26 protein-coding genes are annotated in these 24,704 nt (G+C 54.2%); 7 read left to right on the top strand and 19 right to left on the bottom strand.

Annotation, left to right across the window (positions count from 1 at the left end; genetic code table 11):
- Window positions 1-93: 93 nt before the first annotated feature.
- The 7 genes from proW to QQZ17_RS00210 form a co-directional block, all read right to left on the bottom strand.
- The gene (gene proW / locus QQZ17_RS00240; RefSeq protein WP_152402578.1) at window positions 94-1,158 is read right to left on the bottom strand and encodes a glycine betaine/L-proline ABC transporter permease ProW; all 1,065 of its coding nucleotides are present in this window, start codon (window positions 1,156-1,158) and stop codon (window positions 94-96) included.
- Window positions 1,151-2,353, bottom strand: a complete 1,203-nt coding sequence (gene proV, locus QQZ17_RS00235; protein WP_152402580.1) for a glycine betaine/L-proline ABC transporter ATP-binding protein ProV — start codon at window positions 2,351-2,353, stop codon at window positions 1,151-1,153. Before proV ends, proW begins: the two co-directional genes overlap by 8 nt.
- 355 nt (window positions 2,354-2,708) lie before the next feature.
- Window positions 2,709-3,668 carry a class 1b ribonucleoside-diphosphate reductase subunit beta gene (nrdF, locus tag QQZ17_RS00230; protein WP_152402582.1) on the bottom strand — a complete coding sequence of 320 codons (960 nt, stop codon included), beginning with the start codon at window positions 3,666-3,668 and terminating at the stop codon, window positions 2,709-2,711.
- Window positions 3,669-3,678: 10 nt separating this feature from the next.
- Window positions 3,679-5,823 (bottom strand): class 1b ribonucleoside-diphosphate reductase subunit alpha, encoded by a 2,145-nt coding sequence (gene nrdE, locus QQZ17_RS00225; RefSeq protein ID WP_152402584.1) that lies wholly within the window; start codon window positions 5,821-5,823, stop codon window positions 3,679-3,681.
- A complete protein-coding gene (gene nrdI, locus QQZ17_RS00220; RefSeq protein ID WP_152402586.1) occupies window positions 5,796-6,206 on the bottom strand; it encodes a class Ib ribonucleoside-diphosphate reductase assembly flavoprotein NrdI in 411 nt (136 codons plus the stop codon). Before nrdI ends, nrdE begins: the two co-directional genes overlap by 28 nt.
- Window positions 6,203-6,448 carry a glutaredoxin-like protein NrdH gene (gene nrdH / locus QQZ17_RS00215; RefSeq protein WP_152402587.1) on the bottom strand — a complete coding sequence of 82 codons (246 nt, stop codon included), beginning with the start codon at window positions 6,446-6,448 and terminating at the stop codon, window positions 6,203-6,205. Before nrdH ends, nrdI begins: the two co-directional genes overlap by 4 nt.
- Before the next feature lie 190 nt (window positions 6,449-6,638).
- The gene (locus tag QQZ17_RS00210; RefSeq protein ID WP_152402589.1) at window positions 6,639-7,070 is read right to left on the bottom strand and encodes a carboxymuconolactone decarboxylase family protein; all 432 of its coding nucleotides are present in this window, start codon (window positions 7,068-7,070) and stop codon (window positions 6,639-6,641) included.
- 88 nt (window positions 7,071-7,158) lie between these two features.
- Between QQZ17_RS00210 and pdxR the strand changes: the two genes are divergently transcribed.
- Window positions 7,159-8,502: a MocR-like pyridoxine biosynthesis transcription factor PdxR gene (gene pdxR, locus QQZ17_RS00205; RefSeq protein WP_152406269.1), complete on the top strand. Its 1,344-nt coding sequence runs from the start codon at window positions 7,159-7,161 to the stop codon at window positions 8,500-8,502.
- Between the two features lie 54 nt (window positions 8,503-8,556).
- Here pdxR and QQZ17_RS00200 read toward each other — a convergent pair whose 3' ends face one another.
- Window positions 8,557-8,883, bottom strand: coding sequence for a DUF883 domain-containing protein (locus QQZ17_RS00200; protein WP_152402592.1), 327 nt, complete (start codon window positions 8,881-8,883; stop codon window positions 8,557-8,559).
- Between the two features lie 161 nt (window positions 8,884-9,044).
- Between QQZ17_RS00200 and QQZ17_RS00195 the strand changes: the two genes are divergently transcribed.
- Window positions 9,045-9,389, top strand: a complete 345-nt coding sequence (locus QQZ17_RS00195) for a DUF2002 family protein (RefSeq protein ID WP_152402594.1) — start codon at window positions 9,045-9,047, stop codon at window positions 9,387-9,389.
- A gap of 34 nt (window positions 9,390-9,423) precedes the next feature.
- On the opposite strand, the gene alaE is transcribed toward QQZ17_RS00195, so the two are convergent.
- Window positions 9,424-9,873 carry an L-alanine exporter AlaE gene (gene alaE / locus QQZ17_RS00190; RefSeq protein WP_152402596.1) on the bottom strand — a complete coding sequence of 150 codons (450 nt, stop codon included), beginning with the start codon at window positions 9,871-9,873 and terminating at the stop codon, window positions 9,424-9,426.
- 489 nt (window positions 9,874-10,362) lie between these two features.
- Between alaE and stpA the strand changes: the two genes are divergently transcribed.
- Window positions 10,363-10,764: a DNA-binding protein StpA gene (gene stpA, locus QQZ17_RS00185; RefSeq protein ID WP_152402599.1), complete on the top strand. Its 402-nt coding sequence runs from the start codon at window positions 10,363-10,365 to the stop codon at window positions 10,762-10,764.
- A 54-nt stretch (window positions 10,765-10,818) separates the two neighbouring features.
- Here the strand turns inward: stpA and QQZ17_RS00180 are convergent, their stop codons facing one another.
- Window positions 10,819-11,346 carry a rhodanese family protein gene (locus tag QQZ17_RS00180; protein WP_152402601.1) on the bottom strand — a complete coding sequence of 176 codons (528 nt, stop codon included), beginning with the start codon at window positions 11,344-11,346 and terminating at the stop codon, window positions 10,819-10,821.
- 9 nt (window positions 11,347-11,355) lie between these two features.
- Window positions 11,356-11,655 (bottom strand): ArsR/SmtB family transcription factor, encoded by a 300-nt coding sequence (locus QQZ17_RS00175; protein ID WP_152402603.1) that lies wholly within the window; start codon window positions 11,653-11,655, stop codon window positions 11,356-11,358.
- A 181-nt stretch (window positions 11,656-11,836) separates the two neighbouring features.
- On the opposite strand from QQZ17_RS00175, the gene QQZ17_RS00170 reads away from it, so the two are divergent.
- Both QQZ17_RS00170 and lysM read left to right on the top strand, forming a co-directional pair.
- Window positions 11,837-12,007 carry a YqaE/Pmp3 family membrane protein gene (locus QQZ17_RS00170; RefSeq protein WP_042326004.1) on the top strand — a complete coding sequence of 57 codons (171 nt, stop codon included), beginning with the start codon at window positions 11,837-11,839 and terminating at the stop codon, window positions 12,005-12,007.
- A 123-nt stretch (window positions 12,008-12,130) separates the two neighbouring features.
- Window positions 12,131-12,580 (top strand): peptidoglycan-binding protein LysM, encoded by a 450-nt coding sequence (gene lysM, locus QQZ17_RS00165; protein WP_152402605.1) that lies wholly within the window; start codon window positions 12,131-12,133, stop codon window positions 12,578-12,580.
- Between the two features lie 6 nt (window positions 12,581-12,586).
- Here the strand turns inward: lysM and csiR are convergent, their stop codons facing one another.
- From csiR to glaH, 6 genes are all read right to left on the bottom strand, one after another.
- Window positions 12,587-13,279, bottom strand: coding sequence for a DNA-binding transcriptional regulator CsiR (csiR, locus tag QQZ17_RS00160; protein WP_152402607.1), 693 nt, complete (start codon window positions 13,277-13,279; stop codon window positions 12,587-12,589).
- A gap of 45 nt (window positions 13,280-13,324) precedes the next feature.
- Window positions 13,325-14,725: a GABA permease gene (gene gabP, locus QQZ17_RS00155; protein ID WP_152402609.1), complete on the bottom strand. Its 1,401-nt coding sequence runs from the start codon at window positions 14,723-14,725 to the stop codon at window positions 13,325-13,327.
- A 593-nt stretch (window positions 14,726-15,318) separates the two neighbouring features.
- The gene (gene gabT / locus QQZ17_RS00150; RefSeq protein ID WP_152402611.1) at window positions 15,319-16,602 is read right to left on the bottom strand and encodes a 4-aminobutyrate--2-oxoglutarate transaminase; all 1,284 of its coding nucleotides are present in this window, start codon (window positions 16,600-16,602) and stop codon (window positions 15,319-15,321) included.
- 25 nt (window positions 16,603-16,627) lie between these two features.
- Window positions 16,628-18,076, bottom strand: a complete 1,449-nt coding sequence (gene gabD / locus QQZ17_RS00145) for an NADP-dependent succinate-semialdehyde dehydrogenase (RefSeq protein ID WP_152402613.1) — start codon at window positions 18,074-18,076, stop codon at window positions 16,628-16,630.
- Between the two features lie 14 nt (window positions 18,077-18,090).
- Window positions 18,091-19,368 carry an L-2-hydroxyglutarate oxidase gene (lhgO, locus tag QQZ17_RS00140; RefSeq protein WP_152402615.1) on the bottom strand — a complete coding sequence of 426 codons (1,278 nt, stop codon included), beginning with the start codon at window positions 19,366-19,368 and terminating at the stop codon, window positions 18,091-18,093.
- A gap of 18 nt (window positions 19,369-19,386) precedes the next feature.
- Entirely contained in the window at window positions 19,387-20,364 is a 978-nt protein-coding gene (gene glaH / locus QQZ17_RS00135; protein ID WP_152402618.1) for a glutarate dioxygenase GlaH, read from the bottom strand.
- A gap of 279 nt (window positions 20,365-20,643) precedes the next feature.
- On the opposite strand from glaH, the gene QQZ17_RS00130 reads away from it, so the two are divergent.
- A complete protein-coding gene (locus QQZ17_RS00130; protein WP_284554110.1) occupies window positions 20,644-22,131 on the top strand; it encodes an alpha/beta hydrolase in 1,488 nt (495 codons plus the stop codon).
- A 110-nt stretch (window positions 22,132-22,241) separates the two neighbouring features.
- On the opposite strand, the gene QQZ17_RS00125 is transcribed toward QQZ17_RS00130, so the two are convergent.
- Complete coding sequence (locus QQZ17_RS00125) at window positions 22,242-22,598, bottom strand: hypothetical protein (RefSeq protein WP_152402622.1); 357 nt, start codon at window positions 22,596-22,598, stop codon at window positions 22,242-22,244.
- Between the two features lie 271 nt (window positions 22,599-22,869).
- Here QQZ17_RS00125 and QQZ17_RS00120 point away from each other — a divergent pair, with 271 nt between their 5' ends.
- Window positions 22,870-24,393 (top strand): EAL domain-containing protein, encoded by a 1,524-nt coding sequence (locus QQZ17_RS00120; RefSeq protein ID WP_152402624.1) that lies wholly within the window; start codon window positions 22,870-22,872, stop codon window positions 24,391-24,393.
- Window positions 24,394-24,403: 10 nt separating this feature from the next.
- Here QQZ17_RS00120 and QQZ17_RS00115 read toward each other — a convergent pair whose 3' ends face one another.
- Window positions 24,404-24,595, bottom strand: a complete 192-nt coding sequence (locus QQZ17_RS00115) for a hypothetical protein (RefSeq protein ID WP_152402626.1) — start codon at window positions 24,593-24,595, stop codon at window positions 24,404-24,406.
- Between the last annotated feature and the right edge of the window lie 109 nt (window positions 24,596-24,704).

The raw sequence follows: 24,704 nt of genomic DNA, 5'->3' as shown, positions 1-24,704 counted from the left end.
CCTTCGTTTGCCGCCTCGATGCAACATGAATGATTTTGTGTAAGTTCATGAGTGTAGGCCCGGTAAGCGCAGCGCCACCGGGCAACAGGTGAATTATTTAGTGAAAGGGCGCGTGATGAGCCCAATGGGGCCGGTGGTGTACCAGCGACGATTACCCCGACTACGGGAGTCGCGACCCACGGCCTGAGTCAGACGGTCCAGAATGATAGCGAGGATCACAATGCCGACCCCACCAACGGTAGCCAGTCCCATGTCGAGACGACCGATACCGCGCAATACCATCTGGCCCAGGCCACCGACGGCAATCATGGAGGCGATCACGACCATCGAGAGGGCAAGCATGAGTGTCTGGTTGACCCCTGCCATAATGGTTGGCATCGCCAGCGGTAGCTGAACTTTGAACAGCATTTGACGCGGGCTGGCCCCGAACGAACGTGACGCTTCGATCAGATCGGCTGGAACCTGGTTAATCCCGAGGATCGTCAGACGCACAATCGGCGGTAGCGCAAAGATGATCGTCACGACTACTCCCGGCACGTTACCGATGCCGAACAGCATCACAATCGGTACCAGATAGACGAACGCTGGCGTCGTCTGCATGGCGTCGAGCAGCGGACGAACGATCTTCGCCGCCCGTGGACTGCGTGCCAGCCAGATCCCCATCGGCAAACCGATCACCACGCAAAACAGCAGGGCGGTCAACACCAGTGCCAGCGTAATCATCGCCTGCGACCAGGCACCGATAGCGCCGATTGCAATCAGGGAAATCAGCGTCGCTACGCCCATTCCGACGCCGGAAATCTGCCAGGCGATCAGCGCGAAAATGAGAATCGCCACCGGAGCCGGCATTCCCAGCAGCAGTTGCTGGAAACCGTTAAGGATGTAATCCACCGGCACACGAATGCCCTGGAAGAGGGGACGAAAATGGGTGACTACCCAGTCAATTCCTTCGGTAACCCAACTGTCGAGCGGGATCAGCGTTTTATGGAACGGATCCATAATATTGAAATGCTCTGGTGCAGGCGCTGGCGCGCTGGTCAGCCAGTCTGCGCTGCCGCTATCGGCAGGCGTCCCTGACGGCGTGCCCCAGGCGTCAGCGGATTGTGCGGCGCTATCGGCCGCCGGTGCGGTATCCCACGGATTGGATTGATCAGCCATTGTTTGTCCCCTCGCGATCTAAAGCCTGTAGCAGCATGCGTTTTGAAATAATGCCGACATACTGTTGTTCCTCATCGACAACCGGCACCGCGCACGGCGCCTGTCCGACATGAGAGAGCAACTCGCTAAGCGGGGTTTGCGCATCCACGGCCAATGGCTCGTCGATCAGCGCCCCTTCCATGCCCTGGGCCTGGGCTAATGCCGCCTTTAATGAGTCGATGGAGACCACACCAACAAACTTATTGCCGCGTTCGATGACGTAACCGTATTCCCGGTCTTCATCCTGCAATAATTTCAGGGCAGAACGGGGGCCAAAGCCCGGCGTTTTACGAATCAGTCCGACCGGGCTACGGCGGGCAATATCTTTCGCGCTAAAGACCTGGCTAATATCGACGCCACGGAAGAAGGTGCGGACATAATCGTTCGCCGGATTATTCAAAATTTCATCCGGTGTACCGACCTGAACCACTTCACCATTCTGCATAATGGCAATTCGGTCGCCAATACGCATCGCTTCATCGAGATCGTGGGAAATAAAGACCACGGTTCGCTGATGTTTTGCCTGCAGTTTTACCAGTTCATCCTGCATCTCGGTACGAATTAAGGGATCAAGCGCGGAGAAGGCTTCATCCATTAATAAGATGTCAGGGTTAATGGCTAATGCACGGGCGAGCCCGACACGCTGACGCATCCCGCCGGAAAGTTCATCCGGATAGCCGTGGGCGTAATTCTCAAGTCCCACCTGACGCAGGGCGTCCAGCGCTTTTTCGCGACGTTCCTCAGCGCTTACGCCGGCTAATTCCATGCCGAATGCCGTATTGTCCAGAACGGTCATGTGCGGCATGAGCGCAAATGACTGGAAAACCATCGCAATCTTTTTTCTGCGCACCTCGCGGAGTTCGGCATCCGATATTTTTGCGATATCAACGCCGTCGATCAGTACCTGTCCACGGGTGGGTTCAATCAGGCGATTGAGAAGGCGTACCATTGTGGATTTACCCGAACCGGATAATCCCATGATGACAAATATCTCGCCTTCTTCAATGGCCAGACTGGCGTCTTTAACGCCAAGCGATAGCCCTGTTTTTTCCAGAATTTGTTCTTTTGAAAGTCCTTTTTCAATATATTTGAAGGCGCGCTGCGGATGCTCTCCAAATACTTTATATAGATTCTTAACTTCTAATTTAATTGCCATGCAATAGAAAGATTCCTGTTATTTATATATGTCGATATGTTACCTGATAGAAATAGTCACCTTTTTCTACCCTAACATACTGAGAATCTGAGACAACCCTGAATGTGAAATGAGGCTAAATAGGGTAGAAGGCAAATTGCCGGGACTTCCCATGATATAAGGGCTGAGAGCAAACCACGGCCGGTGAATATTTTTTGTAAGGACCACTGGAAAGGCGCCTGAATTTAGAAAATTCAGGCGAATATGGCAACAGCTATTGAGTGTAGATCACCCTGAAATAGTTGGGTGATAAAAACGTGATCTGCTTAAAATATTAACTTCATTATTGTAGTGATATTCCCCATATTAATTTGCGTTAAAAATTCCAGTCTTCGTCTTCCGTTTCGACGGCTTTACCCATCACGTATGACGACCCCGAGCCAGAGAAAAAGTCGTGGTTTTCGTCGGCATTGGGCGAAAGCGCAGCCAGGATCGCCGGGTTCACCTCCGCCATTTCCGCCGGGAACAGCGCCTCGTAGCCCAGGTTCATTAACGCCTTGTTGGCGTTGTAACAGAGGAACGCGTTAACATCCTCAGCCCAACCGGTGTTGGCATACAGTTCTTCGGTATAACGGACTTCGTTATCGTACAGCTCCATCAGCAGTTCGAGAGTAAAATCCTTCAGCTCATCACGCCTGGATTGAGACAATTTTTCCAGTCCTTTCTGGTACTTATAACCAATGTAATAACCATGAACCGCTTCATCACGAATGATCAACCGGATCAGATCGGCGGTGTTGGTGAGCTTGCCACGGCTGGAGAAATACATCGGCAGCCAGAAACCGGAATAAAACAGGAAGGATTCCAGAAACACGCTGGCAATCTTTTTCTTTAAGGGGTCGTCGCTGGCGTAATGTGCGAGGATAATTTGTGCCTTCTGCTGTAACGGCGCATTTTCCTCACTCCAGGCGTAGGCGGCGTCGACATCTTTAGTCTGGCACAGCGTAGAGAAGATGGAACTGTAGGAACGGGCGTGCACCGCTTCCATAAAACAGATGTTCGACAGCACCGCCTCCTCGTGCGGCGTCAGCGAATCCGCCATCAGCGACGGAGCGCCGGCGATGTTCTGGATGGTGTCGAGCAGCGTCAACCCGGTAAAGACGCGGATGGTAAGCTGCTGCTCGGCGGTGCTCAGGCCTTGCCACGCCGGAATATCGTTAGACAACGGCACTTTTTCCGGCAGCCAGAAGTTGCTGGTCAGGCGGTTCCATACTTCCAGATCCTTGTCATCCTGAATCTTATTCCAGTTGATGGCGCTCACGCGTGATAATGTCATACCGCTCTCCTTACAGTGCGCACGAGACGCAGCCTTCAATTTCAGTGCCTTCCAGCGCCAGTTGGCGCAACCGAATGTAATACAGCGACTTAATGCCTTTTCGCCAGGCGTAGATCTGCGCCTTGTTGATATCGCGGGTGGTGGCGGTATCGGGGAAAAACAGCGTCAGCGACAGGCCCTGATCGACGTGTTTAGTGGCTTCAGCGTAGGTATCAATGATTTTCTCCGCGCCGATTTCGTAGGCGTCCTGGTATATGTCCAGATTCTCATTGGTCATGAACGGGGCAGGATAATAGACGCGCCCGGTCTTGCCCTCTTTGCGAATCTCCACTTTCGAGACAATCGGGTGAATGCTCGATGTCGCATGATTGATATAAGAGATTGAACCCGTCGGCGGCACCGCCTGTAAATTCTGGTTGTAGATGCCATAGCGCATCACCTCATCGCGCAGGTACAGCCACATTTCGCGCGTCGGCAGCGTGATGCCGCTACGGGCAAATAGCGCACGGACTTTCTCGGTTTTCGGCGTCCAGCTCTGTTCCAGATACTGCGTGAAAAACTCGCCGCTGGCGTAGCGAGACTGCGCAAATCCGTCAAAGGTCTGCCCACGCTCACGCGCCAGCCGCATCGACGTATGCAGTGCATGCCAGGTAATGGTGTAAAAGTAGAGATTGGTGAAATCCAGTCCTTCTGGCGAACCATAAGCGATGCCTTCACGCGCCAGATAGCCGTGCAGGTTCATTTGTCCCAGCCCGATGGCGTGAGAGGCGGCATTGCCGGCGGCAATCGACGGGACGCTGCGAATGTGGCTCATGTCCGACACCGCCGTCAGCCCACGAATCGCCGTTTCCACCGTCCGACCAAAGTCCGGGGAATCCATGGTGTGGGCAATATTCAGCGAGCCGAGATTGCAGGAGATATCCTGTCCGGTCTGCGCGTAGTCAAGGTTCTCATCGTAGGTGGAGGCGCTGTTGACCTGCAAAATTTCCGAACACAGGTTGCTCATATTGATGCGGCCTGCAATGGGGTTGGCGCGATTCACCGTATCCTCATACATGATATAGGGATAGCCGGATTCGAACTGAATTTCTGCCAGCGTCTGGAAAAAGTCGCGGGCGTTAATGTATTTTTTGCGCACCCGCTCGTCGGCAACCAGTTCGTCGTACCGTTCGCTTATCGCGATATCGCCAAAGGGTTTACCGTAAAGACGCTCGACGTCATAGGGCGAAAACAGCGCCATCTGCGCATTCTCTTTGGCCAGACGGAAAGTGACGTCCGGGATCACCACGCCCAGGGAGAGCGTCTTGATGCGGATCTTTTCGTCGGCGTTTTCGCGTTTGGTATCGAGAAAGCGCAGAATATCCGGATGGTGCGCGTGCAAATAAACCGCCCCCGCTCCCTGACGCGCGCCAAGTTGGTTAGCATAGGAAAAGGCATCTTCCAGCATCTTCATCACCGGGATCACCCCGGAGGACTGGTTTTCGATGCGCTTGATAGGCGCGCCCGCTTCGCGCAGGTTAGAGAGTAAAAACGCCACGCCGCCGCCGCGTTTAGAAAGCTGAAGCGCGGAGTTCACCGCCCGGCCAATCGACTCCATGTTGTCTTCAATACGCAGCAGAAAACAGGAAACAAGTTCGCCGCGCTGCTGTTTTCCGCAGTTTAAGAAGGTGGGCGTGGCGGGCTGGAAACGCCCCGAGAGCATCTCATCGGTCAACTGTGACGCCAACACTTCATCGCCCTGCGCGAGCGTCAGCGCCACCATCACCACCCGGTCTTCAAAGTGTTCCAGGTAGCGTTTACCGTCAAAGGTTTTCAGCGTGTAGCTGGTGTAAAACTTCCAGGCACCGAGGAAGGTCTGGAAACGAAAACCGCTGGCGTGGGCGCGGGCAAACAGCGTCACCACGAAAGCGCGATCGTAGCGAGTCAGAACGCTTTCGTCGTAATACCCTTCGCGCATCAGCGTTTGCAGGCGTTCCTCCTGACTGCTAAACGTGACGGAGTGAGGGTGAACGTGAGCGGTAAAAAAGGCGTCAACTGCCTGCCTGTCTTTATCAAACTGAATACGACCTGCTTTATCGTACAGATTCAGCATGGCGTTCAGCGCATGGTAATCCAGCGATTCCTGCATTACGCGTTCTGCGGTTGTCGTTGCCAAAATTCGCTTACTCCTTTTCGAACGTTGTCGATGTCGGCGGGTGTTCCCATCAGCTCAAAACGATAGAGCCAGGGCACGGCGCATTTTTGGGCGATCACTTCTCCTGCGCGACCGTACGCCTCGCCGAAGTTACGATTGCCAGAGGCAATAACGCCGCGAATTAACGCCCGGTTGTGGGCATCATTTAAAAAGCGAATCACCTGTCGCGGGACCGCGCCAGCCGTGCCCCCGCCCCCGTAAGAGGGCACCACCAGAATGTAAGGTTCGTCTACCCGGATCCGTTCGCGTTCATTCAGCGGAATGCGAACGGCGGGCAGCCCCAGACGCTGCATAAAACGGTGCGTATTTTCGGAGCTGCTGGAGAAGTAGACGAGCGGGTTCATGCGCTGGCCACCCGGGATTCAGGATGCAGGCGGTTGATCATATCCGGCCGAAACCCAGACCAACTGGTCTCACCGGCAATGACGACCGGCAATTGACGAAAACCTTGTGCACGCAGGATATCCGCCGCGTCGGGCACCAGATCGACGTTCACCATCTCAAATTCAAATCCACGGCTTTCCATCGCCCGTTTGGTGGCGTGGCATTGAACACAATCATTTCGAGTGTAAATAGTAATGCGCATGATTCGTATTTCCATTTAAAATGAGAGAACGGCGCGATAAGTCGCGTCGGGTTGGGTGTGTACTGATAGAGAGAATACTAGATGTAGTTGAAAAAAGTTTCAACCATACAAGATATGGGAATTATAGATTGATTACTCCCCACCGATGAGCCCGGCGGGGAGCGGGAATTTATGGTGATAAATCGTCAGATTACATCCGCATTCCAACGGCCAGGCGGTTAAAGCAGTTCATCAGGCCGACAGCAAAGGTCAGGTCGCTAATTTCGCGAGCGCTAAAATGCGCGAGCAGCGGCAGATAAACATCATCTTCGGCATGGGTTCTGGCGATGTCGGTCACCGATTCCGCCCATGCCAGCGCCGCGTGCTCCTGCTCGCTGAAATGATGGCTGACCCGCCAACCGGCCAGCGCGTCCAGTTTACTTTGCGCGACGCCCGATTTACGCAGCGCCTTGCTGTGCATCTCCAGACAAAACGCGCAGCCGTTGATCTGCGAAATACGCAGGTAAATCAACTCCATTAGCGTGGTATCCAGCGCGCTGTTTTCCAGTGCCGTTTTCGCCTGTACCAGGGCGTTATAGACTTCAGGGCTGAGTTCATAGTAGGGCTGGCGTAACGTCGTCATTGTGCATCTCCTCGTGTTGATGGCCGGCAATGTAGCACTATAATGGACTGCATAAGAGAGCCATATTTTTATGAAAAAAGCAGACCATATGCCGCGCTATAAGCAAATTGCCCGCCAGTTAAAAATCGCCATTGAACGTGGGGAACTCAAGCCCGGTGCCAGACTGCCATCCAGCCGTACCTGGTCGCAGGAGCTGGGCATTTCGCGTTCGACGGTGGAAAACGCCTATACGGAGCTGGTGGCGCAGGGCTGGCTCGAGCGGAGAGGGCAGGCGGGAACGTTTGTCAGCGCACAGCTGCAGCCAGAACAGGCGCTTAGTGAACCGGTGGTATTTGCCGGGGAAAGTACGGTCCCTCAACCTTTTCAGATGGGGCTTCCCGCGCTGGATCTCTTTCCGCGAGACGTCTGGGCGCGGGTGATGGGGCGACGATTGCGCACACAGACGCGTTTTGATCTGGCGCTCGGTGACGTGTGCGGTGAAGCCGCGTTGCGCCAGGCGATCGTGGACTATCTGCGCGTGTCGCGCAGTATTGAATGTCTGCCTGAGCAGATTTTCATCACTTCCGGCTATGCGGCTTCAATGACCCTCATCCTGCGTTCGCTGGCTACACCGGGCGATGGCATGTGGATTGAAGATCCCGGCTTCCCGCTGATCCGTCCGGTCATTGAGCAGGAAAATGTCGCGCTGCTGCCGGTTCCGGTCGATGACGACGGGCTGAATGTGGCGGTTGGGATCCGCGACTATCCGGATGCGCGTTTTGCGCTGCTCACTCCGGCTCATCAAAGTCCGCTTGGCGTCGCGCTGTCGCTATCCCGGCGTCATCAACTCCTTGAGTGGGCATCACAGTCTCAGGCGTGGATCGTTGAGGATGATTACGACAGTGAGTTTCGTTACCACGGCAAACCGCTGCCGCCGCTGAAAAGTCTTGATGCGCCACAGCGGGTGATTTACGCCGGTACGTTCAGCAAGTCGTTGTTCCCCGCATTGCGCTGTGCGTGGCTGGTGGTGCCGATAAACCAGGTGGGATGCTTTCGTCAGCAGGCGATACGGATGGCCTGTAGCGTGCCGCTACTCTGGCAGCAAACGCTGGGGGATTTTATCCGCGATGGTCATTTCTGGCGGCACCTGAAAAAAATGCGTCAGCACTATGCGCAGCGAAGACAATGGATTGAACAGGCGCTCGGCGAACAGGGGTTTCAGGTTGTGCCCCAACAGGGCGGGATACAACTGGTGATTGCGGTTGACGGTGATGATACTGCGCCGGTGCGCAAAGCCAACGAGGCGGGTCTGGCGGTTCAGGCCTTAAGCCGCTGGCGGGTGAAATCAGCCGGGCAGGGAGGGATGCTGCTGTCGTTCACAAATATCGCTTCTGCAGAAATGGCGAGTCAGGTAGCAACGCGGTTACGGCGGGCAATTCAGGCCGATCTTTAGACGGGCATTGGTGTGCCGGATAAGCATGAGCGCCATCCGGCACGCGCTTCACAATTAGCGACGAAGGCTCAGCAGCGCGCCGACGAAGATCCCCACCGCCGCCGCCGTACCGATGCTACACCAGGGCTTGTCGCGTACAAACGTATCGGCGCAGCCTACGGCATCCCGGGCGGCTTGCTGCACGCGCGTGCGGCCATGCATTTTTGCCCGCGTCTCTTTCAGCAGCGCCTGCGCTTTACGCCGTGCGGCATCCGCTTCATCCTTCGCATCGCTGCCCCATGACTTCAGGACGGCTTCCAGACTATCGGCCAATTGATTGACGTCATTGTGAATATCCTGCACGCCATCATCTACATCGTTTCGGTTCGGTCTGTTAAACATATGATCCTCCAGTGATTTCGATGTGACTTTCAGTTTAGTCGATATTTTTAACTTCTGAGGCAGTTCACGGCGTTATTGCGCGTTTATGGACTTTTCTGAAAGCGTTGCTAATGCTGAATCAGGTAAGGTAAGCCCGCAGTAAAAGATAACGAGGAAAAAATATGTATTTACGACCTGACGAGGTAGCGCGCGTACTTGAAAAAGTGGGGTTTACCGTCGATGTGGTGACACAGAAAACGTACGGTTATCGACGTGGAGAGAATTACGTCTATGTTAATCGTGAAGCGCGTATGGGACGCACTGCGCTGGTGATCCATCCGACATTAAAAGAGCGCAGTTCATCGCTGGCAGAACCGGCAACTGATATTAAAACCTGCGACCATTATCAGCATTTTCCGCTTTATTTAGCCGGGGAAACGCACGAACACTATGGTATTCCCCACGGCTTTAGTTCGCGTATTGCGCTTGAGCGCTATTTGAATGGACTGTTTGGCGAAGCGAATTAATTAAGCGACTGGCATCGCCAGTCGCGGAGTGATTTCAGACTTTGACCTGCTGGTAGCGGCTCACTCTGAACAGGCGGCGGCAGTAATCCAGGAAATAGCCATATACCGCCCCCATTAGCATTGATATCACAATATTAGAACTGACTGCGGCGGTAATTTGATGCCAGTCAGCGCCTACCGTTAGCAGAATTGCGACATAAACCGGGGACTGGAAGGTGACATAAGCCAGCACGTCCGCCAGGTTTTTCACCCATCCCGCAGAACCCACTTTACGCGACGCCTTCATAAAGAGATCGCGATACATTCCGTAGGGCCAGGCGATCAGAATGTTGACCGGAATGGCGACCAGTCTGGAAGAAAGCGATTGCTCAAAGCTCATTCCGGAGAGGAATATCTCGATCAACATGTTCACGACAGAACAATAAACAACCATCGCGAACGTGTCTGCTACAGCATGACGCAAGCGTGACTGTGGTGAGAACATGCTAATGCTCCTTGTGAAAAGGGATAAAGTCGCCGTTAAATGAGTTTAACTTAGTGATTTAGCGTGGTGTTTTTGCTTGATGATAGAGTATATTGCTGCATTGTTACTATCAACTAGTGAAATGTTTTTATTTTTACGCTTTTTGTCGATAAAATACTCTGTAACCGCCTGATTTTTGTGCTGCATAGAGTTTTTGTTGCTGATGTAATTTAAGTGATTAAAAATCAATGTGTTATGTTTACTCGCTGGTTGGAGAACTTCCCGGTGTGGTAAGAACCTCCACTCAATGCTCAACGAACCGACATGAAGGTTATTTAGAGGGGAATGAAAAATGAGTCTGGATATTATTCAGGATTAAGTAAACTATATTCTTGCCGCAGGATGTCGGTATTCTCCTGGTTATATCACAGGGTCTGGAAAACGCTCTAATAATAGAATACACTACCCGGTGTAATACTTTTTTTTTAGCGTTAAAGGGTTTTAATTACTATGAATTTGATGTTACAGAACTTAAATAATATCCGTTCACTACGCGCCATGGCTCGCGAATTCTCCATTGACGTTCTTGAAGAAATGCTGGAGAAATTCAGGGTCGTCACTAAAGAAAGACGTGAAGAAGAAGAACGGTTACAGCGTCAGCGCGCTGAACAGCAGGAGAAAATTAATACCTTGCTGGAGATGATGAAGGCTGACGGAATTAGTCCGGAAGAGTTATTCGGTGGTGAAGTCGCGACCACGCGGACGGGTAAAAAACGCCAACCGCGTCCGGCAAAATATCGTTATACCGATCTTAATGGGGAAAGCAAAACCTGGACCGGTCAGGGGCGTACACCTAAAGCGATTGCTCAGGCACTGGCGGCTGGTAAATCTCTGGACGATTTTCTGATCTAATTATCCGGGCGGTGAGGTTGCCCTCACCGCTTATTTCCCATGGTGTTTCCCGCTTTATTGAGGACGACGGTTCCACGGCATTTTGTCGAGCAGTCGCGCCATTCCACAAAAACCTGTCAGTCCGGCAAACAGGAGTCCCGCACCCACGAACCCACTGAGCAGAAAGAAACCACTGCTAACGCTGTACCCCAGTACTACGCCCAGTAACGCCAGTCCGCCTGCCGCAATTTGTACCTGACGCATCAGTGGAAGCGGCTGTGATTTATCTTCCGCAGTGGGCAAGCCCGCCGCTTTCCAGCCGTCAATGCCCCCTTCCAGCAGCAAAGCTTCTGCTGGCGCGACAAGCACCTGTAATTTAGCCGCGTTGTTTTGCGTCCGTTTCCCGGACTGACAATGGAAGATAACGAGCTCACCCCGCAGTCTGGCAGGAAAGCCGCCTTGTTCCAGAGCAGACAGCGGCGCGAGGTGAGCCTGCGGAATATGCTCACGCAGGTATTCGTCGGCATCGCGAATATCAATCAGTCTGGCGCCTTGCTCGATACGGGCCTTTGCGTCGCGCGGGGAAATCGTCCCAATAGTCATGTTCACTCCTTATGGACAATAGACGTTTTTCAATGTGGCAATGAGTGAATTCACCGCTGCATTTTTAATGGAATAGAGGATGCGCTGGGCATCGCGCTGGCTGTCAATCAGACCTTCTTCGCGCATTTTCGCCAGATGCTGTGAGGTGGCCGACGGGCTTAGTCCGGTGGCGCGAGCCAGATCGCCCGCGCTGGTACCCGGTGAGCCGCAAAGCATACACAGGATCAGCAATCGCTTAGGATTGCTCATTGCTTTCAGCAGGGCCGCCGCCTGTTCAGCGCTGGCCTGAAGTTGTTCAAGTTCGCTCATATGTATTTTAGGTTTTGCTAAATTAAGTAAATTCTAAAATAAAAACGAAACGCATGCCAGCGTAAAGAGCGTAAAAGAGGGTAAAAGCGCGAGAGGAGACTGGCGATCTCCGCTAAGCTCACTACGCTTAGAGATAAAATCTCTTTTTAAACAATAAGTAATTTTTCTTTTTGGAGTGTGTATGGGTTTCTGGAGAATTGTTTTTACGATCGTTCTGCCCCCGCTGGGCGTCCTGTTGGGTAAAGGGTTCGGTTGGGCGTTCATCCTTAATATCATTTTGACCCTGCTGGGGTATATCCCGGGTCTGATTCACGCGTTCTGGGTGCAAACCCGTCCTTCAACGCTTTCTTAACCATCATCCGACAGCCCGATAGCGCGACGTTATCGGGCCACGCCTGTCGCCGCGCAGTCAGAATTTTAAGCGAAACTTTCTGCTACACTTCGTGAGTGTTTATTGTCAATGATCGAGGTGGTTATGGGACTTTTCAACTTTGTAAAAGACGCCGGGGAAAAACTGTGGGATGCCGTAACTGGCAATCACGATAAAGACGATTTAGCAAAAAAGGTGCAGGACCACCTGAATAAAACCGGTATTCCGGATGCCGACAAGGTCAATGTACAAATTGCTGATGGCAAGGCAACGGTGACAGGCGACGGATTAAGCCAGGAAGCAAAAGAAAAGATCCTGATTGCGGTCGGGAATATTTCCGGAATTGCCAGCGTGGAGGATCAGGTTAAAACCGACGTGCCTGCCGCCGAGAGTCAGTTTTATACGGTGAAATCCGGCGATACGCTGAGCGCTATTTCGAAACAGGTTTACGGTAATGCCAACCTGTATAATAAAATCTTTGAGGCGAATAAGCCGATGCTTAAAAGTCCGGATAAAATTTATCCCGGGCAGGTTCTGCGTATTCCGGAAGAATAAGCGTCGTCAGGATTTCTCTGCCAGCAGTTTACCGGTCATGGCCTGCTGGATAATAGGAATCGGCGTCAGCAAATGTTGACGCATCAGTTCACTGGCGCGTGCCGCATCGCGCGCCAGAATTGCCTCTGTTAGCGTCTGATGCTGAACGTGTTTATCCTCCAGCATTTCAACCGACAAGACCGTTTTTCGCAGCCAGATAAACCGATAGCGTGCCGCGAGATCGAACAGCCGTTCGCGCATTTGCAGTAGATACTGCGAACCGCATCCGGCAACGATAGCGGTGTGGTATGCCTGATGGCGTAAATCCCACTCATCCAGCAGATGTTCACTGGCGTCGCTGGCCTCAAGCTTGCTGAGCATATGGGCGCGGGCGAGGATCTCGGCTTCCCATTCGTCACCGCCGCGTTCAATCGCCAGACTCACCAGCATCGCTTCCATGTTGGCGCGGGCGTCGAAAATATCGAGCAGTTCCTGCTCTGACATAGACGCCACCCGATACCCTTTCTGATTCACGACCGTGACCAGCCGTTCCGCCACCAGATGAGAAAGCGCCTCTCTGAGCGGTCCAACGCCAAGAGAATAGCGTGAGGTTAATAAGCTCATGCGCAGTTTTTCATCAGGCTGATAAACACCGCGGATAATATCGTTCTTCAGCCAGCGGTATCCATCTATGGCCGTCGGATGGGAAATGGCGGTCATGGTCTTACTCCTGAATCCTGTTCCCGGCCTGCGCCGGGAAATCATTTAACGGGTATTTTGCAGCGGTGCCTTTTGCCACAATACCAGTTTTTTCCAGCGCGACATAATCGGCACGGTACAAATAATTCCCAGTCCCAGCAGCCCTGTGGAAATGACTTCCAGCTGTTGCGCCGGGCGAAAGAGCATCACAATCAGCACAAAACTGATAAAGCCAATGACCAGCCAGGTCAGCCACGGATAGAGCCACATTTTCAGTTTGAGCTCGCCGCCTTCCGCCAGCAGGATTTTGCGCATCCGCAACTGGGAAATGGCGATCACCAGATACACCAGCAGGGCGATGGCGCCGGAGCTGTCGATCAGGAACTTAAACACTTTTGCCGGGGCGTAATAGTTCACGACCACGGTTAAAAATGCCGCGCCGGTCGAGAGCAACACCGCCACGTAAGGCGTTTTGCTGCGATTGATTTTGCCCATAATAGCCGGCGCGTCACCACGGCGGCTCAGAGAGTAGAGCATCCGCGACGCGGTATACAGCGCGGAGTTCAGGCAGCTGGTTACCGACAGCAGGATCACACAGTCCATGATCAGTTTGGCATGCGGAATATGCAGCAGTTCCAGCACCGATTGATAGGAGCCGACCTCTTTTAGTCCCGGCATGTTCCACGGGATCAGGGCGACGACAACAAAGATCGAGCACAGATAGAAGATTGAAATACGCCAGATCACCGAGTTGGTGGCGCGGACGATATGCTTATCCGGCGTGTCGGATTCGGCGGCGGCAATGGTGACAATCTCAGCCCCCATAAATGAAAACATGGTGATAAGCATCGCGCTCAGCACGGCACCAAAACCGTTTGGCATAAAGCCGCCGTGATCCCACAAGCGCGAGATACCGCTGACTTCAGTGTAAGGGTAAACGCCGCCGATCGCCGCTGCACCGAGGGCGATAAAGGCGAGGATGGCAATCACTTTGCACAGCGCCAGCCAGAACTCAAACTCACCGTAGTTTTTGACGCTCAGCAAATTACTGCCGGTTAACGCCAGCGTGATAACCAGCGAGAACAGCCAGATCGGGACGCCGGGAAACCAGGAGTTGAGGATGATTGCGGCGATATTCGCTTCAAGCGGGATCACCAACACCCAGAACCACCAGTACAACCAGCCGATGGTGTAGCCCGCCCATCGCCCGATCGCTTTATCGGCGTAGGTGGAAAAGGAACCGGTGTCCGGCGTGGCGACGGCCATTTCGGCCAGCATCCGCATGATCATCACCACCAGTAGCCCGGCGAACAGATAGGCCAGCAGGACCGCGGGTCCGGCCTGGGCTATCGCCACGCTGGAACCCACAAACAGACTTGCGCCGATAACCCCGGCAATAGACAGCATGGTGACGTGGCGTGATTTCAGCCCGCCCCCTAAATCATGTGATTGTGACAGTTGCCCCATCTTATGACCTCTTTATTGTTATTGAGCCGTTTGCCGGATGGCGGCTGCGCCTTATCCGGTCTACAAACCACGCCGACTCTGTAGGTCGGATGGCGGCTGCGCCTTATCCGGCCCACAAATCACGCCGACTCTGTAAGCCGGATGGTGACTGCGCCTTATCCGGCCCACAAACCACGCCGACTCTGTAAGCCGGATGGCGGCTGCGCCTTATCCGGCCCACAAACCACGCCGACTCTGTAAGCCGGATGGCGGCTGCGCCTTATCCGGCCTACAAACCATGCCGACTCTGTAGGCCGGATGACGGCTGCGCCTTATCCGGCCCACAAACCACGTCGACTCTGTAGGCCGGATGACGGCTGCGCCTTATCCGGCCTACAAACCACGCCGACTCTGTAAGCCGGATGGCGGCTGCGCCTTATCCGGCCTACAAACCACGCCGACTTTGTAAGCCGGATGGCGGCTGCGCCTTATCCGGCCCACAAACCATGCCGACTCTGTAAGCTGGATGGCGGTTGCGCCTTATCCGGCCTACAAACCATGCCTACAGAGTAGGCCGGATAAGCGAAGCGCCATCCGGCAATTGGCTGCAAGGGTTAACGTTGCTTAGCCTCGTCAAAGCACTGGGCGATGATCTCCAGACCCTGACGGATTTGCGCATCTTCAATGGTGAGTGGAACAAGGATGCGCAGCACGTTGTAGTACGGCCCGCAGGAGAGCAGGATCAGCCCTTTGTCGCGGGCGCGAGCGACGATCTCTGCCGTCAGTTTCGCGTCCGGCTTGTTGTGGTCGCCGTCTTCAAACAGCTCAATAGCGATCATCGCCCCCAGCCCACGGACATCGCCGATTTCACGATGCGTTTCGGCAATCGCCAACAGGCCGTTGCGCAGGGTTTCGCCGAGCTCGTTGGCTTTTTGCAGCAGATTTTCCTGCTCGAAAATATTCAGCACCGCCAGCGCGGCGGCGCAGGCAATCGGGTTGCCGGCATAGGTGCCGCCCAGCCCACCCGGCGGGATGGCGTCCATCACCTCCGCGCGTCCGGTCACGCCCGCCAGCGGGAAGCCCCCGGCGATAGACTTGGCGAAAGTCGTGATGTCCGGCGCCACGCCCATCTGCTCCATCGCGAACAGCGTACCGGTACGACCCGCGCCGCTCTGCACTTCATCGGCAATCAGCATGATCCCGTGTTCGTCGCAAATTGCGCGCAGGCGCTGCATAAAGGCTGGCGAGGCGGCGTAAAAGCCGCCTTCGCCCTGTACCGGTTCAATCACGATGGCGGCGATATCTTCCGGCGCGGCATCATTTTTGAAGATGCGGTGAATGCTGGCGATAGCGTCGTCTTCACTAATGCCGTGCAGGGCGCAGGGGTAGAGGGCGCGATAGACGTGGCCGGGCATCAGCCCCATGCCGGCTGAGTACGGGTTCACTTTTCCGGTCAGCGACAGGGTGTAGTGGGTGCGACCGTGGTACGCGCCGCTAAAGGCGATGGTTCCCGACCGTTTGGTGGCGGCGCGGGCTATCTTCACCGCGTTTTCCACGGCTTCAGAACCGGTGGTGACCAGCAGGGTTTTCTTGGCGAAGTCGCCCGGCACCTTCTGGTTCATGATTTCGCACAGCTGTAGATACGGCTCATAGGCCAGCACCTGGAAGCAGGTATGAGACAGCTTTTTCAGCTGTTCTTCGACCGCCGAGACGATCTGCGGATGCAGGTGTCCGGTGTTCAGCACCGCGATACCGCCGGCAAAATCCAGGAACTCACGGCCTTCCACGTCCCAGACCCGACAGTTTTCCGCACGCTCGGCAAAGATAGGGTGGATCTGTCCTACGCCACGCGGAACGGCGTTGCTGCGACGCTGCATTAATTCGTTATTGGTGCTCATCAGGTGTTCTCCAGTAGGTTTTTTATTAAAGGCCGATGCACAGATATTTGATTTCTAAGTAATCTTCGATGCCGTATTTGGAACCTTCGCGGCCAAGACCGGAGGCTTTGATCCCGCCAAACGGCGCGACTTCGTTCGAGATAATGCCGGTGTTAATGCCGACGATGCCGTACTCCAGCGCCTCGCCAACGCGAAAGACGCGGCTTAAATCACGGGCATAGAAATAGGCTGCCAGACCAAATTCGGTGTCGTTGGCCTGCCTGATGACGTCGGCTTCATCACTAAAGCGAAACAGTGGCGCCAGCGGGCCGAAGGTCTCTTCTTTGGCGACCTTCGCGTTGTCAGGTACGTCCACCAGGATGGTTGGCTGGAAGAAATTGCCGCCCAGCGCGTGTGGCTTCCCACCGCTAATCACCCGGGCACCTTTTTCCAGCGCGTCGGCGATGTGCTCCTGCACTTTGGCGACTGCTTTCTCATCAATCAGCGGGCCGGTGGTCACCTCAGGAGCCAGACCGTCGCCGAGGCGCAGTTTGTTCACTGCCTGTTGCAGTTTCTCAGCGAAGCGCTCGTAAACGCCGTCCTGCACATACAGACGGTTGGCGCAGACGCAGGTCTGCCCGGCGTTGCGAAACTTTGAAGCCAGCGCGCCTTCTACTGCTTTATCCAGGTCAGCATCGTCAAAGACGATAAACGGCGCGTTACCCCCCAGCTCCAGGGAGACCTTTTTGATGTCTTTGGCGCACTGTTCCATCAACTGGCGGCCAATCTCCGTCGAGCCGGTGAACGACAGTTTGCGCACCAGTGGGTTGCCGGTCAGTTCGTTGCCAACTGCGCCCGCCGAACCGGTGACGACGCTGAATACGCCCGCCGGGATCCCGGCGCGATTTGCCAGTTCCGCCAGCGCCAGCGCGGAGAACGGCGTCTGGCTGGCGGGTTTAAGCACCATCGTGCAGCCTGCCGCCAGTGCCGGACCCGCTTTGCGGGTGATCATCGCCGAAGGAAAGTTCCACGGCGTAATGGCGGCAGTAACGCCAATGGGTTGCTTAATGACGATCAGGCGTTTGTCGGCCTGGTGTCCGGGAATGGTGTCGCCATAAATACGTTTGCCCTCTTCGGCAAACCACTCAATAAAAGAGGCGGCATAGGTGATTTCCCCTTTGGCTTCCGCCAGTGGCTTACCCTGTTCAAGGGTCATCAGGCGGGCAAGATCGTCCTGATGTTCCATCATCAGATTGAACCAGCGGCGCAGAATGTTTGCCCGTTCTTTGGCGGTGATGTCGCGCCAGGCGGGTAGCGCGCGGTTAGCGGCCTCAATGGCTTTGCGGGTCTCCGCGCTGCCCATTTTCGGTACGCTGCCCAGCGTCTCGCCGTTGGCCGGGTTGGTTACCGTAATGACGTCGCCGCTATCGGCATCGCGCCACTGGCCGTCGATCAAGGCCTGCTGACGGAACAACGTCGGATCGTTAAGTTGCATGATGGCTTCCTGTCTTAAAAAGGTGAACGGGTGAAGGCGGCGTGTAAGGTGTCCACGCTACGTGCCGCACGCAGCGTGCGTCCGGGATTGCTCTGGCTTGCCAGCAGCGTCTGTACCTGGCTGACGATGTGTGCGCCGATGGGGATCGCCGACGTCGCCGCCGGGGAGGGGGCATTGCAGGTGTGGATCGATCGCGGGGTGGTGACAAACAAAAAATCATCGATCAGCTTGCCGTCCGGCGAGACCGCCTGCGCGCGGACGCCTGCGGGCCACGGTTGCAGATCGCTTAGCGTCAGGCTCGGGCAGTACTTTTGCACCAGCCGCAGATAGCCACTTTTGCACAGCGAGTTTTTCATTTCGCTAAGGCCTGCGCACAGGTTGTTTTGCAGAACCCGACGAATGCCGGCAGAACCGAGGATCTCCAGCGTGTCGCTGAGCGAAAAGTCCTGCTTGCGATAACCTTCGCGCTTAAACGCCAGTACGGCGTTCGGCCCGACCGTGACGCTGCCATCGATCATGCGGGTAAGATGAACGCCAAGAAACGGCATTGCCGGATCGGGGATCGGGTAGATCAGATGGTTGACTATCTGGTTGTGTTCTGCGGCCAGACGGAAGTATTCGCCACGGAACGGGCAGATGATAAAACCCGGTTCGATGCCGAGCATTTTCACCAGCCGGTCGGCCATCAGCCCGGAGCAGGTAATCAGCGTTGCGCCACTAAATTCCTGCCCTTGGCGGGTATGCACCACCACGCCCGAGGCGTGTTCTTTCAGGGCGCTGACGTTGGCGTTGTAGATAATCTCGCCGCCTCTGGCCTGGAAGATTTTCGCCATTGCTTCCGTCACGTCGCGGTAGCTGACAATCCCGCTGGACGGCACAAAAATGCCGCCGAGTCCGGTAATGTTTGGTTCGCGCTCGCGCAGTTCCTGCGCATTCAGCCACTCGCGCTCCAGGCCGTTGGCCGCGGTGCGATCCCACAGGGCGCGCATCCGGCCCATTTCCTGCTCAGAGGTGGCGACCAGCATCTTGCCGCAGGTGTCGTAGCGGATGCCGTTTTGATCGCAAAAGGCTTTGGTTGCACGGTTGCCGGCGAGACAAAACTGCGCCTTCAGACTGCCGGGGGTGTAATAGACCCCGGCGTGGATCACGCCGCTGTTGTGGCCCGTCTGGTGACAGGCCGGGCCGGACTCTTTTTCCAGCAGCGCTACCCGGGCATCCGGATAAACGTCAATTAACTGCATGGCGGTCGACATGCCAATAATGCCGCCGCCAATAATCACAAAATCATACATCCGCTTGTTCCTTCACGCTTACTGGTGAGTCTGGTAGTGGTGGGTGGAATAAGCGAAGTAGCCGCGCTGGCGCATCAGTTCGCGGCGCAGGTCCGGGTGCGAGGTAAAGCGATCGCGACCGTGCAGCCAGAACAGGTTGTTAATCAGCAGGAATTTGCCCACCGATACCGGAACGGACAGGATGCTTTTGCTGGTTTCCAGCGCATCGGACAGGTCGCTCAGCCAGACGCCTTCCTCAAAATCTTTTGGTTGCACGAACTGGTCGATGTAGCGCATGACCGGGCGGCCCTGTTGGTCTACGTCAAACACCGGGTGGAACACATCATGGCTGACGTTCTTGCTGGGCGGCGCGGCGAAGCGCATTGGACGACGAGCCAGGGGATGGCTGAAGTACTTGTCGAGATGCTCCCAGTCGTCGAGATGCAGCAGCAGCGAGTTGCCGCCGGTCATGTTCTGCTCGTCGATCTTCATCATCAGCACATAATCGGTGATTTCTTCGACGTAAGTACCGTCGTTATGCAACTCCATGACGCGGTGCGGCTGGCGCAGATAGCTGTCTGAGTTATCGACATTTTTCACCACGAAGCGCGCATAGTACTGACCACTCATGGCGTCAAAGTTGGAGCGCCCAACCAGATGTGCCACTGCGGTTGCCAGTTTGACCATCTCGTCAGCCTGCGCCACGTCATCGATGCCTTCCGCGTTGATCAACAACGCGCCTTCTGCACGATCGAGCAGCGTTTTCAGCAGCAGCGGTTGCAACTGGTTGTCGCACAGACTGTCGAGGATCTGGCCCACTTTGAAGCGCAGGAACGACTTATATTCCAGCGCCTGCACCGGCCACTGCGCGACCTGCTGGAGAAAGTGTTCCGTCGTTCGGGCAGAAAAGGTCAGCTCCAGCAGACGCGGAGACTGGGCCGACGGTTTCAGCGTAAATCTGCTGTCGTGCTGGCCTGGATCTTCAGCGTTCGGTTTAACGGCAGTCAGTGCATTCATCAGAATCGATCCTCTCAGTAGATGGTCAGGGAAACATGGCGAAGCTCATTTCGTAGCCATAAATTAAAAATATCTACATTTTTAATAAACGCGCACAAAATGAACTTTTTGTTTCTTTTTTGTGATCAAAAGCAACAAATATTTAACATTGTTAAGTGCAGGGATATCGGGATGATTACCGTGAGAAAAGGGAAGAAAAGGTTGAGGAAACCGCCGCTTAGCCTACACTAACGCGGGTTGTGGTGCGTCTGATGAGCGGGGCTTGGGATAAACATGTTGATTAAAAACCTCTTTCGTCGGGTGAAGTGGGTGAGTTCCGGCCTGTTGGCGCTGGTCAAACACGTGGTGCTGACGCTGCTGGTGGTACTGATTGTTTTCCTGGGCGTGCGGGTGTATCAGACAGAGAGCGGACCGGACCTTCATCTCTGGCACACCTGGCACGGGAATGAGATGAGCGCGGCGGCGCTGGACAATGCCACGTTTGCACAGTATCAGGCGCAGGAAGAGATGCTGTTTGCCGATCTGCAAAAACAGGTGGGCGATAAGCTGAGTGCGGATGAGCAGACGCCGATCAACCGTTTCTGGTCGGGCAGCCGGGTTTATCCGGCGCAATTTACCCCCAACGGGAACCGCTCATTCGTGCTGATGCCGCAAGGTAAACCGCGCGGCGTTGCCGTGATGCTGCACGGCCTGACCGATTCGCCCTATAGCCTGAAATATTTAGCGCAGATCTACCAGCGGCAGGGATTCATCGCCGTGGTGCCGCGCCTGCCCGGACACGGTACTGCGCCTGGTGCATTAACGGCGGTCGACTGGGAAGCGTGGCTGGCCGCGACGCGGCTGGCGGTTCGTGAGGCGACGCGACTGGCGGGTACCGAAGTGCCGCTGCATCTGGTGGGGTACTCTAACGGTGGCGCGCTGGCGCTGAAATACACGCTGGACAGTCTGGACGACGACGCGCTGCGACGCCCGCGTCAGCTGGTGCTGCTATCGCCGATGATTGGCGTCACGTCATTTGCCCGTTTTGCCGGGCTGGCGGGACTGCCGGCGCTGTTCCCCGCCTTTGCCAAAGCCGCGTGGCTTAACGTCACGCCAGAATATAACCCCTTCAAATACAATTCGTTTCCGGTTAATGCGGCGCGGCAGTCTTATTTGCTGACCAAAGCGTTACAGCAGCAAATCGTACAGGATGCGCAGAATACGCGACTTCACGATCTTCCTCCGGTGCTGACCTTCCAGTCGGTGATGGATTCTACCGTCAGCACCCAGGCGGTAGTGGATTCGCTGTATCGCTATCTGGGGCCAAACGGCAGCGAACTGGTGCTGTTTGATATCAATCAGGCTGCTAACCTGCGACCACTGCTGCGTAGTGCGTCTTATACCGCCGCGGCGACGCTGTTGCCGTCTGTACCGCGTGCTTACCGCACGACGGTGGTGACCAACGCCACGGCGGAAACCGTGGCCGTGGTGGCGCGTGACACGCTCGCCGGAACGCGTGAAGTGCAGATTCAGCCGTTACGGGAAGCCTGGCCACAGGAGATGTATTCGCTGTCGCATGTGGCGGTGCCGTTTCCACTGACCGATTCTTTGTACGGGTTGAAGCCGGATGCGTTGAATCGTTATGGGGTGAGCATCGGTACGATTGCGCTGCGCGGAGAGACCGCCACGCTGCTGGTGGGGCTGGATACGTTAATGCGTGTCACCTCGAATCCGTTCTTTCCCTATCTACAGGAACGGGTTGAGGCGGTGGTCGGGGGGCAACGTTAACGCGTTTTATCGCCCCTCCGGGGATGAACGACAGCGGGTAAGTTCAGCCCGGTAAATGGGTAACAAGCAAAAAGCCGCTTACGCGGCTTTTTGCCTGATGAACGTCAGGATTATTCGCTGATTTTTTTCTCAACGGCGGCGGCGCCTTCTTTGGTCTTATTCCAGCCCTTTTCAGTCCCTTCTTTCGTGGCATTCCAGCCTTTCTCGGTGCCTTCTTTGGTTTTATTCCAGGTTTTCTGCGAACCTTCACTGACTTTACTGCGTAGACTATCGCTTTTACCTTCAGCGGTATGTTTTGCTTTCAGTCGTTGCTCTTCACCCTGATTCTGTGCCTGGTGCAGTTTTTCTTTTGCGGTATTCGCATTTTCATGCGCGGCAGCCACATCATTATCCGTTGCGTGTGTGGTTGCAGCAAAAACAGGTGAAGCCAGCAGAAGTGCAGATAATGCGATCATGGTCTTTTTCATAATATCCTCGCTTAACATTATTCGTTATTAGCGTGATTAAGCATGACAGCTGAACGAGGCGCTGGCTTTAGGAAAAAACTGTAAGCAGGAAATATCATTTTTTTTCCATGCGTTATGCTGGGAACGCATCACGCAGAATTATCCTGGCGGTGAGAAATAAATATCGTCGCGACTATGGTCAATTCTCGTTCTTTCTACCATGCTTTTTAGACTCGTGACGTTAAGCGGGTAAATGGCATTGTAATAACTTATCTCTCGTCCGGGGCTGACAATGCGTAACATTCTTCCCCCCATTATCGTTACCGTGTTGCTCTTTGTTTTTGGCGTTTTAATTCTTAACGCGCAGCTCTGGTATTCAGCCAGAGCTGACAGCCTTGCGGGTGCGCGGTATGTGGTGAGTGATGTCAATGTCATTCTTGATGAAGCGAGTCTTGCCACCCGTACGGCCAGCAATGTCGCCCTGAAAGGCTGCGACCAGGAAAGTCAGTATCTGCTTGGCATGGAGGCGGCGTTACAGCCCCATCTCAGGACTATCTTTATCTTTCGCCAGGGAGAGATATGGTGTTCGTCGCTACCGGGTAATCGCATGTTGCTTACGCATCTTCCGCAGGTTCCCGACAGCACACTGTTGCTCGCGTCGGCAAAAAATACCGTCAACAAACAACCTGTTCTGTTGTACCAGACGCCGCTCGCCGAAAAGCGAATTGTAGTCACCATCAGCGATCAACATATTCGTGACACATTGCGTACGCCGCTGAAAGGGGTGAGCTACGCGCTTAGGGTCGGCAGCGTGGTGCTGGGATTGTCGGGGGATGTGGTTAAGGTAAGTGAGTCAGAGCGGAATTTTGGCTACGTAAAGTCTGGCCATTATCCCTTCGCGGTAAGATATAACCAACCTTCGCTATTTAGTTTGCACAGACTCATCAGCCAGGGAATGGGCATTATCGTTTTTATTGCGCTGATATCGTGTCTCGCAGGGTATGCTCTCGAACGGTATTTAAACAGAAGCACCACCCCGGAAGAAACGCTGCGCAGGGCCATAAATAAAGGGGAAATTGTTCCTTTTTACCAGCCGGTGGTGAATGGCAGAGAAGGAACGCTGCGAGGGGTAGAAGTACTGGCAAGATGGAAACATCCCACTGCGGGATATATTTCCCCGGCATCCTTTATCCCGGTGGCAGAAAAATCGGGGCTGATTATTCCGCTCACCCAGGGGTTGATGAGCCAGGTTGCCGCGAATATGAACGCGATTGCCAGTAAACTGCCGGAAGGTTTTCATGTCGGAATTAACGTGAGTGCTTCCCATATTTCTTCTCCGTCATTTGTAGCAGAATGCCTGAAATACAAGGAAAGTTTCAGGCGAAAAGATCTGAACCTGGTCATTGAGGTGACGGAGCGCGAACCTTTGCATGTTGATGAACACCTGGTACAAACGCTTAATGTTCTTCATGAAAATGGTTTTGTTATCGCACTGGATGATTTTGGTACCGGGTATTCGGGGCTTTCATATCTTCACGATTTGCACATTGATTATATCAAGATCGATCAAAGCTTTGTTGCACGGGTTAACACAGAAGAAGATTCAACCCGGATCCTGGATTGTGTGCTGGATCTGGCGCGAAAACTGTCGTTAAGTATTGTTGCCGAGGGGGTGGAAACGAAAGAGCAGGTTGACTACCTGAACCGCAACAATATTACCTTCCAGCAGGGGTACTATTTCTTTAAACCGGTCAACTTCACTGAACTGATAAAAATTATCTTATCAAAACCTAAAGTAAAGGTAATCGTTGAGTAGGTGGAATATTTCAATTTGAATGACGTGTATCGGAAGCATTCACCTCCTGCATCCCTTTTTGCGGGTCAAGAAAATAGCATTTTGTTTTTGATGAATAGGCCTGCGAAGCCGCTTCGCATTCCGAGTAATGGGTAAAGGCGCCAATGACTTCGCTTTTTGTATTGTTGCCGGTAAGCGCAAAAACCAATGCCAGAACGTACATGTTTCATCCTTAAAATAACGACGGGTTGCTATTATGGGTTGATTTGTAAATAAAGAGTTTTGTGCTTTTATTGATAATAAAAGGTAAAAATAGAATGCCTTTAATCCTT

The organism is Citrobacter sp. T1.2D-1 (genome assembly GCF_950098555.1).
Lineage (GTDB): Bacteria > Pseudomonadota > Gammaproteobacteria > Enterobacterales > Enterobacteriaceae > Citrobacter_A > Citrobacter_A telavivensis.
This window is presented reverse-complemented; position numbering and strand designations above follow the sequence as displayed.

Excerpts from the sequence above, each read along its gene's own strand:
- proW (WP_152402578.1), bottom strand. The coding sequence starts at position 1,158 with ATGGCTGATCAATCCAATCCGTGGGATACCGCACCGGCGGCCGATAGC.
- proV (WP_152402580.1), bottom strand. The coding sequence starts at position 2,353 with ATGGCAATTAAATTAGAAGTTAAGAATCTATATAAAGTATTTGGAGAG.
- nrdF (WP_152402582.1), bottom strand. The coding sequence starts at position 3,668 with ATGACATTATCACGCGTGAGCGCCATCAACTGGAATAAGATTCAGGAT.
- nrdI (WP_152402586.1), bottom strand. The coding sequence starts at position 6,206 with ATGAACCCGCTCGTCTACTTCTCCAGCAGCTCCGAAAATACGCACCGT.
- nrdH (WP_152402587.1), bottom strand. The coding sequence starts at position 6,448 with ATGCGCATTACTATTTACACTCGAAATGATTGTGTTCAATGCCACGCC.
- QQZ17_RS00210 (WP_152402589.1), bottom strand. The coding sequence starts at position 7,070 with ATGACGACGTTACGCCAGCCCTACTATGAACTCAGCCCTGAAGTCTAT.
- pdxR (WP_152406269.1), top strand. The coding sequence starts at position 7,159 with ATGCCGCGCTATAAGCAAATTGCCCGCCAGTTAAAAATCGCCATTGAA.
- QQZ17_RS00200 (WP_152402592.1), bottom strand. The coding sequence starts at position 8,883 with ATGTTTAACAGACCGAACCGAAACGATGTAGATGATGGCGTGCAGGAT.
- QQZ17_RS00195 (WP_152402594.1), top strand. The coding sequence starts at position 9,045 with ATGTATTTACGACCTGACGAGGTAGCGCGCGTACTTGAAAAAGTGGGG.
- alaE (WP_152402596.1), bottom strand. The coding sequence starts at position 9,873 with ATGTTCTCACCACAGTCACGCTTGCGTCATGCTGTAGCAGACACGTTC.
- stpA (WP_152402599.1), top strand. The coding sequence starts at position 10,363 with ATGAATTTGATGTTACAGAACTTAAATAATATCCGTTCACTACGCGCC.
- QQZ17_RS00180 (WP_152402601.1), bottom strand. The coding sequence starts at position 11,346 with ATGACTATTGGGACGATTTCCCCGCGCGACGCAAAGGCCCGTATCGAG.
- QQZ17_RS00175 (WP_152402603.1), bottom strand. The coding sequence starts at position 11,655 with ATGAGCGAACTTGAACAACTTCAGGCCAGCGCTGAACAGGCGGCGGCC.
- QQZ17_RS00170 (WP_042326004.1), top strand. The coding sequence starts at position 11,837 with ATGGGTTTCTGGAGAATTGTTTTTACGATCGTTCTGCCCCCGCTGGGC.
- lysM (WP_152402605.1), top strand. The coding sequence starts at position 12,131 with ATGGGACTTTTCAACTTTGTAAAAGACGCCGGGGAAAAACTGTGGGAT.
- csiR (WP_152402607.1), bottom strand. The coding sequence starts at position 13,279 with ATGACCGCCATTTCCCATCCGACGGCCATAGATGGATACCGCTGGCTG.
- gabP (WP_152402609.1), bottom strand. The coding sequence starts at position 14,725 with ATGGGGCAACTGTCACAATCACATGATTTAGGGGGCGGGCTGAAATCA.
- gabT (WP_152402611.1), bottom strand. The coding sequence starts at position 16,602 with ATGAGCACCAATAACGAATTAATGCAGCGTCGCAGCAACGCCGTTCCG.
- gabD (WP_152402613.1), bottom strand. The coding sequence starts at position 18,076 with ATGCAACTTAACGATCCGACGTTGTTCCGTCAGCAGGCCTTGATCGAC.
- lhgO (WP_152402615.1), bottom strand. The coding sequence starts at position 19,368 with ATGTATGATTTTGTGATTATTGGCGGCGGCATTATTGGCATGTCGACC.
- glaH (WP_152402618.1), bottom strand. The coding sequence starts at position 20,364 with ATGAATGCACTGACTGCCGTTAAACCGAACGCTGAAGATCCAGGCCAG.
- QQZ17_RS00125 (WP_152402622.1), bottom strand. The coding sequence starts at position 22,598 with ATGAAAAAGACCATGATCGCATTATCTGCACTTCTGCTGGCTTCACCT.
- QQZ17_RS00120 (WP_152402624.1), top strand. The coding sequence starts at position 22,870 with ATGCGTAACATTCTTCCCCCCATTATCGTTACCGTGTTGCTCTTTGTT.
- QQZ17_RS00115 (WP_152402626.1), bottom strand. The coding sequence starts at position 24,595 with ATGTACGTTCTGGCATTGGTTTTTGCGCTTACCGGCAACAATACAAAA.